This window comes from Haloechinothrix salitolerans (assembly GCF_042662605.1).
GTDB lineage: Bacteria > Actinomycetota > Actinomycetes > Mycobacteriales > Pseudonocardiaceae > Haloechinothrix_A > Haloechinothrix_A salitolerans.
Genome location: NZ_JBHSXX010000001.1, coordinates 6,047,438 through 6,062,732 on the forward strand (window position 1 = coordinate 6,047,438; position 15,295 = coordinate 6,062,732).

The window sequence follows — 15,295 nt, forward strand, 5'->3', positions numbered from 1 at the left end:
CGCGGCGCACAAGGCCGTACCATCGAGGTGTGACGGTAGATCGTCCCGAGTTCCGGATCAGCGACGCCGAGCGCGAGGAAGCGATGGACGCGCTCGGCCAGCACATGCGGGACGGCAGGCTGGACATCGACGAGTACGGCGACCGCACCGCTCGCGTCACCGCGGCGAAGACTCGCGGCGAACTGGTCACGCTGTTCAGCGACTTGCCGGAACCACGTCCCGCGATGCTGCGGGAGCAACTGCCGGCCCCGCCGGAGCAGGGGAACCGAGAGCGGGACCGGAGGCGACCTCGCGAGGGACGGTCTTACGAGCCGCGGCGTCGTCGGACCGGGCTACCTGGAGGCGCCGTGCCGATCGCGATCGCGGCTGCCATCGGGCTGGTACTGCTATTGCGCATTCCAATGCCTATGCTGCTGATTCCGATCGTCGTGGTGGTCCTGGGAGCGTTCGGCGCGCGGTGCTGGCCAGGCAGGGATTGAGTGGAACCAATCGAGATCAACGCGGGCACCTACTACCTGCGGCAGTTCCGTGCTGACGACCGTCTCGACGACCGGCCCGCGCTGCTGAGCGCGTTCAGCGATCCCGCGGTGCGAGGCGCGTCACCCGACTACGGTGTCGACACGATCGAGACCGCCACCGCCTACATTCACGCCCGCGCTGCCGGCTGGCGCGACGACAGCCACTACACCTGGGCCATCGCGGAGCTGACGACGGGCAGGCTAATCGGTGAAGTCCGATTGGAGCTCGGCGACCGATCAACCACCGGCGCCGGCAGCGATGGCGCGTCACCAGACACCGAAAGCGAGCCGGTCACCGCGCGCCTCACGGTGTGGACGCATGCCGACACGCGTCGTCAAGGGGTCGCCGCCACCGCGGTAAGCACCGTGCTCCGCTTCGGCTTCGGTGCGCTGGACCTCGAACGTGTAGAAGCCATCTGCGCCAAAGACAACGCTGCCGCCGTCGCGCTCGCGCACCGATGCGGTTTCCGCCGAGACGACTCCTGCGACTCCGGCGACGGCACTCCCGCAACGCTGCACTGGACGACGAACGGCTAAGACGCCTTGCCGAAGGCTGGCGACGCCGTCCGGACGGCCTCCAAGGGAGAATCCGCTTACTCCGCTGACGAGACGATGCCCGACCTGGCATCCGGCGCGGCGCGGCGGCGCTTGTCGGCGGACTCGTCGTCAGGCTGCTGCTGTGCCTCGCGTTCGGCGGCGACTCGCGCGGTGTAGACGTCCACCTCGCGCATGATCGTCTCCGCCGACCAGCCGAGCACCCCGCCGACAAGTTCCGCGGCCTCCTGAGCGCAGTCGACGCCCCGGTGCGGGTATTCGATCGACACTCGCATCCGCCGCGCCAAGACGTCGTCCAGATGCAGCGCGCCTTCGTGGCTGGCCGCGTACACCGCCTCGACACGCAGGTAGTCCGGCGCGCCGGTGATTGGACGCAATAGGTCGGGCCGATCGTCGGCCAGCGCGAGCACCTCGTGCACCAGCGAGCCGTACCGGTCGAGCAGGTGCCGTACCCGGTACGGGTGCAGCCCGTGCCTTGCCGCGAGGTGGTCGACTTGGTTCACCAACGCGTGATAGCCGTCCGCACCAAGCAGAGGCACCTTGTCCGTGATCGACGGCTGCGGCCTGCCAGGCAGGTCGTGCGCCGCGGCGTCGACGGCGTCAGCGGCCATTACCCGGTACGTGGTGTACTTCCCGCCCGCGATCGCGATCAATCCCGGCGCGGGCCGCGCGACGGCATGCTCCCGCGACAGCTTCGACGTCTCCTCGCTCTCCCCCGCGAGCAGCGGACGCAGCCCCGCGTAGACGCCTTCGATGTCGTCCGGGGTCAATGGCGTGACCAGCACCGAGTTGATCTGGTCGAGCAGGTAGTCGATGTCGGCCTTGGTGGCGGCGGGATGCGCGAGATCGAGGTTCCAGTCGGTGTCGGTCGTGCCGATGATCCAGTGCGCCCGCCACGGGATCACGAACAGCACCGAAGTCGCCGTGCGCAGGACCAGCCCAGAGTCCGACACGATCCGATCGCGCGGGACGACCACGTGCACGCCCTTGCTGGCCCGAACCCGGAACCGGCCCCGGCTGCCGGACAGTCCCTGCAGCTCGTCCGTCCACACCCCGGTGCAGTTGATAACCGCCCCGGCAGAGACGTCGACCTCGCGTCCGTCCTCAACGTCGCGTACCCGCACACCAGACACCCGATCCGCCTCGTGCAGGAAGTCCACGACCTGCGTCGACGTGCGCACCACCGCGCCGTAATGCGCCGCGGTGCGAGCGAGCATCATGGTGTGTCTGGCGTCGTCGGTCTGCGCGTCGTAATAGCGGATACCGCCGATCAGCGCGTCCCGTTTGAGCGCTGGCACCATGCGCAGCGCACCCGCCTTGGTGAGGTGCTTCTGACCAGGCACCGACCGCGCGCCGCCCATGCTGTCATAGAGGAACAGCCCGGCCGCCGTGTACGGCCGCTCCCAGATCCGGTGGCTCAGCGGATAGAGGAAGCTGACCGGCTTGACCAGGTGCGGGGCGAGTCGCGTTAGCATCAGCTCGCGCTCCGCTAACGCCTCCCGCACCAGGGAGAACTCCAGCTGCTCCAGGTAGCGCAACCCGCCGTGGAAGAGCTTGCTCGAGCGGCTCGACGTCCCCGCCGCGAGATCGCGCGCCTCCACGAGCGCCACACGCAGCCCGCGCGTCGCCGCGTCGAGGGCGGTCCCCGCGCCGACGACGCCGCCACCGATCACGATGAGATCGAAGTCGCCTCCGCCGAGCCGCTGCCACGCCTGCTCACGCTCGGCCACCCCAAGTCGGCCGACCGTCCGGCCATCACCGGGCACCACGCCCTCCTCTCGCCGCGGTTGATGGTGCCACGGTATCGGCTACCCGGCCGTGCGGCCGCTGATCACCAGCCTGTCGTGCGGCGTGGCTGCGCTAGGCTCGTCCCCCGGCCGGCGCTAGCTCGGTGAGTGTCTCGCGCAGAATCCAATACAGCTGTATCGGATCGCGTGAGAGAAGCACCACACCCCGTGCGTAGCCATGGGCGCCCACCGGTGGAACCGTGGCGCTAGTCCAGGTCGTCGTGGCGCATCAACTGGCGCCCGGCCTCGGTGATCGAGCCGGACAGCGACGGGTACACCGAGAACGTCAGCGCCAGGTGGTCCACGGTGAGCTGGTGCTGCACCGCGAGCGCGATCGGGAGGATCAGCTCGCTCGCCGTCGGCGCCACGACGACACCGCCGATGACCACGCCAGTGGCAGGGCGGCAGAACAGCTTCACGAAACCGTGCCGGACGCCCTCCATCTTCGCCCTGGCGTTGGTCGACAGCGGCAGCATGATGGTCCGCGCGGGTACCTCCCCGGCATCGATCGCGGATTGGTTGATGCCGACCGTGGCGATCTCCGGATGGGTGAACACATTCGCGGCGACGGTCTTGAGCTTGATCGGGCTGACGCCCTCGCCGAGCGCGTGCCACATCGCGATGCGGCCCTGCATGCTCGCCACCGACGCCAGCGGCAGCACACCGGTGCAGTCGCCCGCCGCGTAGATGCCGGACACCTTGGTGCGAGACACCCGGTCAACCGGAATGTGGCCCGCCTCCGTGGTCTCCACGCCCACCGTGTCGAGCCCGATGTCCTGCGTGTTCGGCACCGATCCGACGGTCATCAGCGCGTGGCTCGCCTCGATCATGCGCCCATCGGTCAGGTGAACAAGGACACCATCGTCGGTGCGGTCGACGCGGTCCGCGCGGGCGTGTTTCGCGAGGGTCGCGCCGTGGTGGCTGAAAACCTCCTCCAGCACGGCGGCGGCGTCGGCGTCCTCGTGCGGCAGGATCCGGTCGCGGCTGGAGACGACGGTGACCTTCACGCCGAGTTCGGTGTAGGCGGAGGCGAACTCGGCGCCGGTGACGCCCGAACCGATGACGACGAGGTGTTCCGGCAGCTCAGGGAGGTCGTAGAGCTGACGCCAATCGAGGATGCGCTCGCCGTCAGGCACCGCGCCGGGCAGCACCCTCGGCGTCCCGCCGGTCGCGATGAGGGCGACGTCCGCGATCAGCACCTCCTCGCCGCCGTCCTCCTTGGTGACGGCGACCTGGTGCACCGCGAGACCGGGCTCGGGGTCACAGAAACGCGCGACGCCAGGGAGCACCCGGACGCCCTCGCGCTGCACTCGCGCGCGGATGTCGGCCGACTGGGCGAGCGCGAGACCCTTCACCCTGCCGTGTACGGTGCGATTCTCGACCCGCACCTTGTCGTCGTCGATGGCGATGCCTAGCTCGGCCATGCCGTGCAAGCTCGCCCGCGCTCCGGAGGACGCGATGAATGTCTTCGAGGGCACGCAGTCGTAGAGTACGCAGGCCCCGCCGAGACCGTCCCGTTCGACGACGGTGACATCAGCTCCGTGCTGAGCCGCGACCAACGCCGCCTCGTAGCCGGCTGGGCCACCACCCAAGATCACGATCCTCGTCACCCGTCGCCTCCTCACTGTATTACCGCGCGGACAACGTTACTATCTCGGACGTGCCCATCTATGCTGCCTACGGCTCCAACATGGACCCTGATCAGATGGCCGAGCGCGCACCGCACTCGCCGATGGCGGGGACCGGCTGGCTCGAAGGCTGGCGACTGACCTTCGGCGGGGAAGACATCGGCTGGGAAGGCGCGCTGGCCACCATCGTCGAGGACCCCGACTCTCGGGTGTTCGTCGTGCTCTACGACGTCAACGCCGCTGATGAGAAGGGTCTCGACCGGTGGGAAGGCGACGAGCTGTTCCTGCACAACAAGATCAGACTGCGAGTGCAGACGCTGGAGGGTCCCGTCCTGGCGTGGCTGTACGTGCTCGACGCCTATGAGGGCGGGTTGCCCTCGGCGCGGTATCTCGGTGTGCTGGCGGATGCCGCCGAGGCCGCCGGTGCGCCCGCCGACTACGTCAACGACCTTCGCACCCGTCCCTGCATCGGCATCGGTCCCTGACGACCCACCAACGGCACCACCGGCATAGGTTTGTGTCCTGCGCTCCGGACGTTGTGTCCTGCACTCTCGACGTTGTGTCCGACGGTCTGGACGCTGTATTAAGCATTCGTGACGTCGTGTTAGTCGTTCTCGACGCCGTATTCGGCACTCGCGTTCGCGCTGAGTTATCCACAGCTGTGGGTTGTCCACAGCTGTGCTGACGTGGTTCCACCGGCCGCCTCGTGCGGCCACAGTTTGAGGAATGGACGTCTTACCCGAGGGCCTGCATGGCGCCTACACGCGCGTCGGACTCGCCCAAGAGATCGGACCGAAAGCCATGCGGACGGCCGTCCGCGCAGGACGGTTGAAGGTGTACTCCCGGGATGTGCTTGTCGATCCGCGACAAGCGACCGAGTTCCGATGCCGTGCTGCCGCGGCGATGTTGTGCGCTGGACCAAACGCCACACTGAACAGCCACAGTGCGTTGGTCATCCGGGGAATCAGCGCTGCGGACCTTGCCCCCATTCACGTGCTGCTGCCATATCCCCGCACGCTGCGGCGACGCAAGGATGTCGCTGTGCATTACAGCCACCTGGTCGACTACGAGACCGAGCTCGTCGATCGGCTGCGCACGGTGACGATGCCGCACGCGCTCGCCGAAGTCCTGTGCCGCGGGTCGCGGCGTACAGCGATCGCTTGTGCGGACCAAGCGTTGGCGAGTGTTTCTCCAGGTAGACGCGACGCGCTCCGAACGACGATCGATGAGCGGATCCGGTCGCGCCGGGACCGCAGGGGCACGGTGCGAGCAGCCACGTTGCTCGACCTAGCGCGCGGCGACTCGGAGTCGCCCGCCGAAAGCTGGACGTTGCTTAACCTCGTCGACGGCGGTCTGCCGATACCCGAACAGCAGGTCAGCGTCACAGACATCGACGGCAGCGAGATGTATCGGCTCGACTTCGCTTGGCCAGAGTTCCGCGTCGCGGTCGAGTACGACGGCTACGCGGCGCACGTCCAACGCGCCGAGCGCGATGCCGTACGCGACGCGGATCTCCGGCGCCGGGGATGGATTGTCATACACGCCACCGCTGATGACCTACGCGACCCGTCCCGGTTGGTTACCACCGTTGTTGAAGCGATGCGCTCGCGCGGCTACATCGTCGACGTAACCTAACTGTCGAACACGGCGTCGAGAGTGCCTAATACAGCGTCGAGAGTGCAGGACACAGCGTCCGGAAGGTCGGACACAAGTGCACGAGTGTCGGACACGACGTTAGCGGAGGGCGGTCAGGGCGGTGTGAACCATCAACCGGATGCCGACCGGGAGGGCGCGTTCATCCAGCTCGAACGTGCCTTGGTGCAGGTCCCGCTGCGGTCCCTCGCCGGGCCACACGCCGAGTCGGGCGAACGCACCGTCGACGTGCTCCAGGTACCAGCCGAAATCCTCTCCGCCCGAGGACTGCTCTGTGCTGGTGTTGGCGTCCTGCCCCAGCGCGGCAGCGGCCGCTTCACGCAGGAAGCCGGTGCTCTCCGCGTCGCAGACGACGGGCGGCACACCGCGCCGGTAGTTCAGCGAGAACCCGACGCCGGTGGGTGCGAGCAGCGACTCGATCGACGCCCCGACCAGCGGTTCCAGTTCGCGCCAGACGTTGATGTCCGCCGTGCGGAGCGTGCCGAGGAGGGTGCCGTCCTCCGGCACCGCGTTCGCCGCCTCACCCGCGTGCACCGCACCCCACACCAGCACCGTGCCGGAGCGGGGGTCGACCCGTCGCGAAATGAGCGAAGGCAGCCCAGTGATCACGCTGCCGAGCGCATGCACCAGATCCGCGGTCAGGTGCGGACGCGAGGTGTGCCCGCCTGGCGATGTCAACCGCAGTTCAACCAGATCGGCGGCCGACGTGATCGCCCCGACCCGCGTGCCGATCTTGCCGACGGGCAGCCGGGGATCGCAGTGCAGGCCGAAAATCCGGTCGACGCCGTCGAGCGCGTCCGCCGCGATGGAGTCGAGCGCGCCGCCGGGCATGACCTCCTCGGCCGGCTGGAACAGCAGCCGCACCTTTCCCGGCAGCGAGGGCGCCGCGACCAGCGCGGACGCCGTGGCGAGCAGGATCGCGGTGTGTGCGTCGTGGCCGCAGGCATGGGCCACGCCGTCGACCGCCGAGGCGAACGGCAGTCCGCTGGCCTCGGTGATCGGCAGCGCGTCCATGTCGGCACGCAGCGCCACGCACCGCTCGCCTTCGCCGATGTCACAGACGACGCCGGTGCCGTGCGGCAGCACCCACGGCTTGAGCCCGATCGAGCGCAGCACCCGCACCACTAGCTCGGTGGTGCCGTACTCGCGCCGGGCCAGTTCGGGGTTGGCGTGGATGTGCCTGCGCCAGGCAACCACGTCGGCGGAGTTCGCCGCGAGCCATTGGTCAAGCCACTCCGGCCCACGCCCCGCGCCGATGTCAGCCACGGACGACATAGTGACGCCATCCGGGGTAATCAGCCCGTCGAGCTCGGCGTCCGAGATCGTACGCAGCGCGGCGCCGTCCCCCGTCACCGGGGAAGTGACCGCGCGCAGTGGACGGCTGTCGGCGATGCTGCCCGTGACGCCGTTCGGAACCGCGCGCGCTTCCGCGCCAGGGCGTGTATGCGGGGAGGTCGTCATGCGCCACCCCCTGCTTGGTCAGCGACAGCCAGTATCGCGAGAGGGAAAGAACTCATAGCCATTTGTGATCATTCTTGCACTCCACTCCCCATTCAGAGTAGCGGAGTAGGTCGTCAAGAGACGGCCGGTCGACTTCCGTCGACAAGCGGTTACCCACAGTTCGGTTTGGCTGAACTCATCGTGCGACAAACCGGGTCCCCCGACGGGGTGTTATGAACCCGCGTTCCGCCGTTTCGAGCGCACCTTGCGACCCCACACCACGATCAGCAGCAGCACGACGGCGACCCCACCGACGACCAGCTTGTTCTTCCGCCGCTCGTCGTCGGCCTGCTTCTTGCGCTCGTTGATGTTCGGCTCCTGCTCGCCCTGCGCGGCGGGCGACGGCGACGCGGTGGGCTGCTTCCGCCGCTGAGCGGCCTGGTTCGCGTTGTCGGCCTGCTTCGGCTTGTCCGCCGAGGCCTTGGTGTCCGTCGTCGTCGCGACGGCGGCGACGGGCTCACCGACGACTGGCACCTCGGGCGCGCCCGCGAGCCCGAACGCGGGCACCAGCGCGGCGGCGATGCCGCCGAACACCAGCGTCAGGGCGACACCACGCAACTTCGTCATCGCCTCACTCACCCCATCCCAGCACGTAAGGTGACCAGGCTACTCGCCGAAGGCGTCCAGTATGCGCTGCGCCGCGAGTGTCGGGGTGATCTCACCCTCGCGCACCAACCCCTCGACCTCGCCCACTACGCCGCGTACACCGGCATGCTGTTCCAGCCGATACAGCAGCTGCTCCCGCACCATCGCCCACATCCAGTCGACCTGCTGTCTGCTGCGTTTGGCGGCCAGCTCGCCGGAAGCCACCATGGCGTCGCGGTGCTCGCCGATCTGCCGCCATACCGTGTCGAGTCCGGCACCGGTGATCCCACTACAGGTCAGCACGGGTGGAGTCCAGCTCGCGTCCGGCCCGTAGAGCAGGCGCAGCGCGCCGGACAGCTCCCGGGCGGCCTTGCGGGCCTCCCGCTCGTGCTCGCCGTCCGCCTTGTTCACGGCGATGACGTCGGCCAGCTCAAGCACGCCCTTCTTGATGCCCTGGAGCTGGTCACCGGTCCGAGCGAGCGTCAGGAACAGGAAGCAGTCGACCATGTTGGCCACGGTCACCTCGGACTGCCCGACGCCGACCGTCTCCACAAGCACGACGTCGTAGCCAGCGGCCTCCATCAGCACGATGGTCTCCCGGGTTGCCCGCGCGACGCCGCCCAGCGTGCCCGATGTGGGAGACGGCCGGATGAACGCGTTCGGGTCGGTCGCCAGCTTCGCCATCCGCGTCTTGTCGCCCAGGATGCTCCCGCCCGACCGGGTGGACGACGGGTCGACCGCGAGCACCGCCACGCGATGTCCCTGCGAGGTCAGCGTGGTGCCCAGCGACTCGATGAACGTCGACTTACCGACACCAGGCACGCCGGTGATGCCCACCCGAGCCGCGCCACCGGACTGCGGCAGCAGCTCCACCAGCAGCCGCTGTGCCTGCTCCCGATGGTCCGCACGTGCCGACTCGACGAGGGTGATCGCCCGCGACAGCGCTCCCCTGTCACCGGCGAGCACCCCTTTTGCGTAGGCGGCGACGTCGATGGTGCGTGGCGCCATCAGGAGCCGTGGGGGTGGTGGGTGGGAGAGGCACCAGGCGTGCCGGAAACACCGTGCACGGCGTTGAGCTGGTCGAGCAGGCCGATCGCGGCCTCGGCGATGACGGTGCCCGGCGGGAAGATCGCCGCCGCACCGGCCTCGCGGAGCGCGTCGAAGTCTTGCGGTGGGATGACCCCGCCGACGACCACCATGATGTCGGAGCGGTCCAACTCCGCCAGCTCGGCTCGCAGCGCGGGCACCAGCGTCAGGTGACCCGCCGCGAGCGACGACACGCCGATGACGTGCACGTCCGCCTCGACGGCCTGTCGCGCGACCTCGGCGGGGGTGGAGAACAGCGGACCGACGTCGACGTCGAAGCCGATGTCGGCGAACGCCGTCGCGATCACCTTCTGGCCGCGGTCGTGCCCGTCCTGGCCCATCTTGGCGACCAGGATGCGCGGGCGACGCCCCTCCTCCTCGGCGAAGGCGTCGACCTTCTCGCGTGCGGTCTCCACGGCGGGCGACTGGCCGACCTCATGGCGGTACACACCAGAGATGGTACGAATCTGGCCCGCGTGGCGGCCCCACACCTTCTCCAGCGCGTCGGAGATCTCCCCGACGGTCGCCTTCGCGCGGGCGGCGTCGATCGCCAGCTCAAGCAGGTTGCCATCGCCCTCAGCGCCAGCGGTGAGCGCCCGCAACGCGGAGTCCACCGCGCCCTGGTCTCGTTCCTCGCGCAACCGCGCCAGCTTGTCCAGCTGCTCGGCGCGCACCTCGGCGTTGTCCACCTGGAGGACGTCGATCTGTTCCTCCTGTTCGACACGGTAGGTGTTGACACCGACGACCGGCTGCCGCCCGGAGTCGATCCGCGCCTGCGTGCGCGCTGCGGCTTCCTCGATGCGCAGCTTCGGGATACCGGCGTCGATCGCGCGGGCCATGCCGCCCGCCGACTCGACCTCGCTGATGTGCGCCCACGCCTTGCGCGCCAGGTCGTAGGTCAGCTTCTCCACGAACGCCGAGCCGCCCCACGGGTCGATCACGTTCGTCGTGCCGGACTCCTGCTGCAACAGCAGCTGCGTGTTGCGGGCGATGCGGGCGGAGAAGTCGGTCGGCAGCGCCAATGCCTCGTCCAGCGCGTTGGTGTGCAGCGACTGCGTGTGCCCCTGGGTGGCGGCCATCGCCTCGACGCAGGTGCGCACCACGTTGTTGTAGACGTCCTGAGCGGTCAGTGACCACCCGGACGTCTGGCAGTGGGTACGCAGCGACAACGACTTCTCGTTACGCGGCTCGAACTGCTTGACCAGCTTCGCCCACAGCAGCCGGGCGGCGCGCATCTTGGCGACCTCGGTGAAGAAGTTCATCCCGATCGCCCAGAAGAACGACAACCTCGGCGCGAAGGCGTCGATCTCCAGCCCGGCGTCCAGCCCGGCACGGATGTATTCGACGCCGTCCGCGAGCGTGTAGGCCAGCTCGAGGTCGGCGGTCGCTCCGGCCTCCTGCATGTGGTAGCCGGAGATCGAGATCGAGTTGAACTTCGGCATCCGCCGCGAGGTGTACGCGAAGATGTCCGAGATGATCCGCATCGACGGTTGCGGCGGGTAGATGTAGGTGTTGCGGACCATGAACTCCTTGAGGATGTCGTTCTGAATGGTCCCGGCGAGCTGCTCCGGCTTGACGCCCTGCTCCTCGGCGGCGACGACGTAGAGCGCCATCACCGGCAGCACCGCGCCGTTCATCGTCATCGAGACGGACATCTTGTCGAGCGGGATGCCGTCGAACAGCTGCCGCATGTCGTAGATGGAGTCGATCGCCACGCCCGCCATGCCGACATCGCCGGACACGCGCGGGTGATCGGAGTCGTAACCCCGGTGGGTGGCGAGGTCGAACGCGACCGACAGCCCCTTCTGCCCCGCCGCGAGGTTGCGCCGGTAGAAGGCGTTCGACGCCGCCGCCGTGGAGAAGCCCGCGTATTGCCGGATGGTCCACGGCTGGTTGACGTACATCGTCGGGTACGGCCCGCGCAGGAACGGCGCGATGCCCGGGTAGGTGTTCAGGAAGTCCAGTTCGGACAAATCCTCGGCGTCGTAGAGCGGCTTGATGCCGATACCCTCGGGCGTCTCCCACTCCAGCGCGTCGGTGCCCTTGCCCGTGCTGGCCTGCAGGGCGGCGACCCACTCTGTCTTATCGGCTGCGCGCGGCGTGCCGAGGTCGACACCGGTGAAGTCGGGGATGCTCATGAGTCTTTCACTCCCAGCGTGTCCAGCGTCGTTGCCAGTACGTCGAGCACGTCGCAGCCCTTGTGGACGAACCCGGTGACGCCCTCGTATGCGTCGGTCGGCTTGCCTGCTAGCAGCACGGCCTTCGCGCCAGCCTTGCGCAGCGCGGCGGCGACCTCATCGGCTTGTTCGGCGTAGGCCATGTCGGTGCCGCAGAGGCAGGCGACGGTGGTGTGGCTGCCGACGAACGCGGCCAGCACGTCGGCGACGGTGTCGGTGGCGCCGGGGTTGACCGGCTCGATGCCACCGGCCGCGAACAAGTTCGCCGCGAAGGTCGCCCGCGCGGTGTGCGCGGCGATCGGCCCGAGCGTCGCGAGGAAGACCTTGGGGCGCTTTCCGGTTTCGGCGACGTGGGCGTCGGCACGGTCCCGCAGCCGCTCGTACGCCTGCGGGTAGCGCACGCGCGGCAACCCACCGGTGCGGTCCTCCGGCGGCAACGGCGCGCGCTCGATCGGTTCCTCGTCGAGCTGTGGGAACTCGCTGACACCGGTGAGCGGGTCCTTGCGCGTGGCCAACCGGGCCTCGCGGGCGTGCCACGTCGCTTCGAGCCGGTCCGCGATGCCGCCAGCGGCCAGCTCGGCGTCGATGCCGCCCGCCGCTTCGATCGCCTGGAACTCGCGCCACGCGGTGCGGGCCAGCTCGTCGGTGAGCGTCTCGACGTACCAGGAGCCGCCTGACGGATCGATCACACCCGCGACCTTGGACTCCGACGCCAGGATGGAGCTGGTGTTGCGGGCGATACGGCGGGCGAAGGCGTCGGACTGCCCGATCGCGGCGTCGAACGGCCGCACGGTGATCGCGTCCGCGCCACCGGCCGCCGCGCCGAAGCAGGCGAGGGTGCCGCGCAGCATGTTCACCCACGGGTCGCGGGTGCTCAGCATCGCCGAGGACGTCACGACGTGCTGACGCTGCGCCGCCCGGGCCGCGTCGGCGTCGGCGACCCCGGACGCCTCGCACACCCTGGCCCACAGCCGACGCGCGGCGCGCAGCTTCGCGATGGTCAGGAACTGCTCGGCGGTGGCGGCGTAGCGGAACTCAATCTGCGCGGCGGCGTCGGCGACGCTCAGGCCTCGCGCTGTCAGCGCTCGCAGGTAGGCGACGCCCGTCGCGATGGAGGCGGCGAGTTCTTGCGCATCGGAGCCGCCAGCGTCGTGGTATGGCAACGCGTCGACGACCATCGTGCGGAGGTTCGGGTGGCTGCCGTTGATCCGCGATGCCAACGCGGCAGCGGCGTCGATGTCGTGGCGCTGACCGGTCTGCGCGTGCAGGCCGATGGGGTCCGCGCCGAGGGTGCCGATGGCTTCGCTCGGCGCGATGGACTTGGCGGCGAAGACGTCGAGCAGGGCGTCGGTGGCCGCCGCGTACTCCGCGCCGGCGTCCAGCACGACCGGTGCGAGGTCGGCGTACACCCCGCCGAGGACGTCGGGCAGCGCGTCCACCGGCAGCGCGTTCCCGCCGAGGCGCAGCCAGACGGAGTTCGCGCCGTTCTCCAGGTCAGTGACGACGGCGTCGGCGGTGGCGGCGACATCGGGACCGGCGTGGCGCACCCTGGTGTCCCAGCCGGTGGCGACCGCCCCCTCCGGCCGGTTACCGCGCACGAACGGCGCGAGGCCGGGATACCCCGCCGACGGCAGCTCGGCGACGTCGTCAGCGGTGTAGAGCGGCCGGAGTTCGATCCCGTCGTAGGTGGTGCTCGCGAGCAGACGTTCGGGCGCTGGCACATCGTCGTCGGCTCCGAGCACGCCGGTCTTGCGGAGGACGCCCGCGACGCGATCCCGCCACTGGCTCAGGGACGCGTCGTCGAAGTCCGCGGCGAGCGTGAGCCGCTCTGGCTGGGACAGCTCTGTCATACCTAGCCATGCTAAGGGGTCGAGCGAGACCGATCATGTGAAGTTGGTCGCCGCCGTTCGTGTGTGGTGACCCCGGTGGTCCGCTATGCCGGAATGCCTCGCGGCACGTCGTCGGTGAGAATGACTCCGTGGCAGCCGGAGGAAGCCAACCAGGAGACGAAGCCGGGAACACAGCCAGCGATCAGCCCAATGAGCAGGGCCGCCTTGTCGCTGGCAGGTACCGGCTTCGCGCCGAGCTTGGCGCCGGTTCCATGGGCACCGTGTGGGCGGGCTACGACGAGTTCCTGCACCGCCCTGTCGCGGTGAAGGGCATCAAGCTGCCGCCTGGCTTTCCCGCGGCGCAAGCCGAGGAGCAGCGGGAACGCGCCCTGCGGGAAGCACGCGCGATCGCGTCGTTGTCTCACCCGAACGTGATCACACTGTACGACGTCGTCCGCGAGGACGGCGAGCCGTTCGTGGTGATGGAACTGCTCACCGCGCGCAGCCTCGCGGGGTTGATCGCCGAGGGCGGTCCACTCACGCTGGCGCAAGCGGCCGAGGTGGGCGACGCGGTGGCCGCGGCCCTCGAGGCCGCGCACGCCGCTGGCATCACGCACCGGGACGTCAAGCCAGGCAACGTGCTGGTGTCGCGGGACGGCCGGATCAAGCTCACCGACTTCGGTATCGCCCGCAACGTCTCGGACATGACACTGACGAAGTCCGGGCTGATGCTCGGCTCGCCCGCGTATATGGCGCCGGAGCTCGCCTCGGGCAAGCAGGTCAGTCCCGCCGCCGATCTGTGGGGGCTGGGGGCGACGCTGTTCACCGCGCTCGCGGGCGAACCGCCGTACGACGCCGACGGTGATCCGCTCGCCACGGCGACCGCCGTCGTGCACAGTGAGGTGCCTCGACCGCCGCACGGCCCCCTCGCGACATTGATCAGCGGCCTCATGTCCAAGGACCCAGACCGGCGGCCAGACCTGGCCACGGTGCGCGACACCCTGTTCGAGCTGCGTCCGCAGCCGGGTAGGCCACTCTTCGACCCGGCGCTGTTCGACAGCGACGGCGAGGCGGCGGCCGATCGCGCGCGTGCGGCCGCCGAGACGTCTGCGGCGACCGACACCGATGACGGGGCCACGCGAGACTCGACGTCGACGGGCGGCACCGCGCCGCTGGCCTCCGACCCGGGCCCGCTTCCGTTCGCGTCATCAGGGACGCGCGCCGAACGACAGCCGGTGCGGCTGGCGCTGTTCGTCGCGCTCACCGTGGTCGCGTTCCTCATCGCGGGTGCGGGCGGGTTCGCGCTGACCCGCACGCTCGCCGGGGTCAGCGTGCTGCCAGCGGCAAGTCAACAGGACATCGACGGCGGGCCGAGCACGATCGGACCGTTGGTCACGCAGCGCGGCGACGCCACGATCCTCAACGGCGATGCCTCTGGCCGGTTCCAGATCGATGTCCCCGCTGGCTGGACCAAGTTCGTCACGCAACAACCGGCTGGGACGCTGCCCGCTAGCACGTTGGTGCAGTTCGTCTCCGCGAACGGGCATCTGATGGTCGGGGTGGAGCGCTTCCCCGACTTCTTCCCTGGCAACGACGTAGACGACTACCTCAACGGGCTGCGGTCATTCTGGCCAGCGGACGGTTTCGTGCTCGTCGGCCGCGACGAGGGCACCACGCTCGATGGGCCCGTTGACGTCGCCTACCGCACGATCGAGACGCGGACCTCGCCGGAGCAGCCGACGACGACGAACCCAACCGGCGAGCCGACGACGAAGGTCATCGGGCGCACGACGTACGCCCGACTGAGCCGGGCTGACTCAAGCCTGTGGGTGGTGCGGGTGACGGTGCCGACCGAGCAGGAGTCGCGAGGCAGGACGGAGCTGTTCGACCGGATCGTGCCCACGTTCGACATCGGCTGAACGGTCTAGCGCTCACCGCCGAGCGACGTAGAAAGCGAACGAGCTTCAAGTCGTTATC

12 protein-coding genes are annotated in these 15,295 nt (G+C 69.2%); 5 read left to right on the forward strand and 7 right to left on the reverse strand.

What is annotated here, in order from left to right:
- The first annotated feature begins 29 nt into the window (after positions 1 to 29).
- Positions 30 to 479: a DUF1707 SHOCT-like domain-containing protein gene (locus tag ACFQGD_RS28870; protein WP_345406177.1), complete on the forward strand. Its 450-nt coding sequence runs from the start codon at positions 30 to 32 to the stop codon at positions 477 to 479.
- Positions 480 to 1,055, forward strand: coding sequence for a GNAT family N-acetyltransferase (locus ACFQGD_RS28875; protein WP_345406174.1), 576 nt, complete (start codon positions 480 to 482; stop codon positions 1,053 to 1,055).
- A 56-nt stretch (positions 1,056 to 1,111) separates the two neighbouring features.
- On the opposite strand, the gene ACFQGD_RS28880 is transcribed toward ACFQGD_RS28875, so the two are convergent.
- Together ACFQGD_RS28880 and ACFQGD_RS28885 are read right to left on the reverse strand one after the other, a co-directional pair.
- Entirely contained in the window at positions 1,112 to 2,839 is a 1,728-nt protein-coding gene (locus ACFQGD_RS28880) for a glycerol-3-phosphate dehydrogenase/oxidase (RefSeq protein ID WP_345406171.1), read from the reverse strand.
- 227 nt (positions 2,840 to 3,066) lie between these two features.
- Positions 3,067 to 4,470, reverse strand: a complete 1,404-nt coding sequence (locus ACFQGD_RS28885) for an NAD(P)H-quinone dehydrogenase (protein WP_345406168.1) — start codon at positions 4,468 to 4,470, stop codon at positions 3,067 to 3,069.
- 50 nt (positions 4,471 to 4,520) lie between these two features.
- On the opposite strand from ACFQGD_RS28885, the gene ACFQGD_RS28890 reads away from it, so the two are divergent.
- Entirely contained in the window at positions 4,521 to 4,973 is a 453-nt protein-coding gene (locus tag ACFQGD_RS28890; protein ID WP_345406165.1) for a gamma-glutamylcyclotransferase family protein, read from the forward strand.
- 241 nt (positions 4,974 to 5,214) lie between these two features.
- Entirely contained in the window at positions 5,215 to 6,123 is a 909-nt protein-coding gene (locus ACFQGD_RS28895; RefSeq protein ID WP_345406162.1) for an endonuclease domain-containing protein, read from the forward strand.
- Positions 6,124 to 6,222: 99 nt separating this feature from the next.
- On the opposite strand, the gene ACFQGD_RS28900 is transcribed toward ACFQGD_RS28895, so the two are convergent.
- The 5 genes from ACFQGD_RS28900 to ACFQGD_RS28920 all read right to left on the reverse strand — a co-directional run bounded on the left by ACFQGD_RS28900 (position 6,223) and on the right by ACFQGD_RS28920 (position 13,339).
- Positions 6,223 to 7,602 (reverse strand): amidohydrolase, encoded by a 1,380-nt coding sequence (locus tag ACFQGD_RS28900; protein WP_345406159.1) that lies wholly within the window; start codon positions 7,600 to 7,602, stop codon positions 6,223 to 6,225.
- Positions 7,603 to 7,812: 210 nt separating this feature from the next.
- Positions 7,813 to 8,208 (reverse strand): hypothetical protein, encoded by a 396-nt coding sequence (locus ACFQGD_RS28905; protein WP_345406157.1) that lies wholly within the window; start codon positions 8,206 to 8,208, stop codon positions 7,813 to 7,815.
- A 39-nt stretch (positions 8,209 to 8,247) separates the two neighbouring features.
- A complete protein-coding gene (gene meaB, locus ACFQGD_RS28910; protein WP_345406154.1) occupies positions 8,248 to 9,234 on the reverse strand; it encodes a methylmalonyl Co-A mutase-associated GTPase MeaB in 987 nt (328 codons plus the stop codon).
- Positions 9,234 to 11,450 carry a methylmalonyl-CoA mutase gene (gene scpA / locus ACFQGD_RS28915; protein ID WP_345406151.1) on the reverse strand — a complete coding sequence of 739 codons (2,217 nt, stop codon included), beginning with the start codon at positions 11,448 to 11,450 and terminating at the stop codon, positions 9,234 to 9,236. The genes meaB and scpA overlap by 1 nt, the downstream gene beginning before the upstream one ends.
- On the reverse strand, positions 11,447 to 13,339 hold the full coding sequence (locus tag ACFQGD_RS28920) for a methylmalonyl-CoA mutase family protein (protein ID WP_345406148.1): 1,893 nt from the start codon (positions 13,337 to 13,339) through the stop codon (positions 11,447 to 11,449). Before ACFQGD_RS28920 ends, scpA begins: the two co-directional genes overlap by 4 nt.
- Before the next feature lie 128 nt (positions 13,340 to 13,467).
- On the opposite strand from ACFQGD_RS28920, the gene ACFQGD_RS28925 reads away from it, so the two are divergent.
- The gene (locus ACFQGD_RS28925) at positions 13,468 to 15,237 is read left to right on the forward strand and encodes a serine/threonine-protein kinase (protein ID WP_345406145.1); all 1,770 of its coding nucleotides are present in this window, start codon (positions 13,468 to 13,470) and stop codon (positions 15,235 to 15,237) included.
- The last annotated feature ends 58 nt before the right edge of the window (positions 15,238 to 15,295 follow it).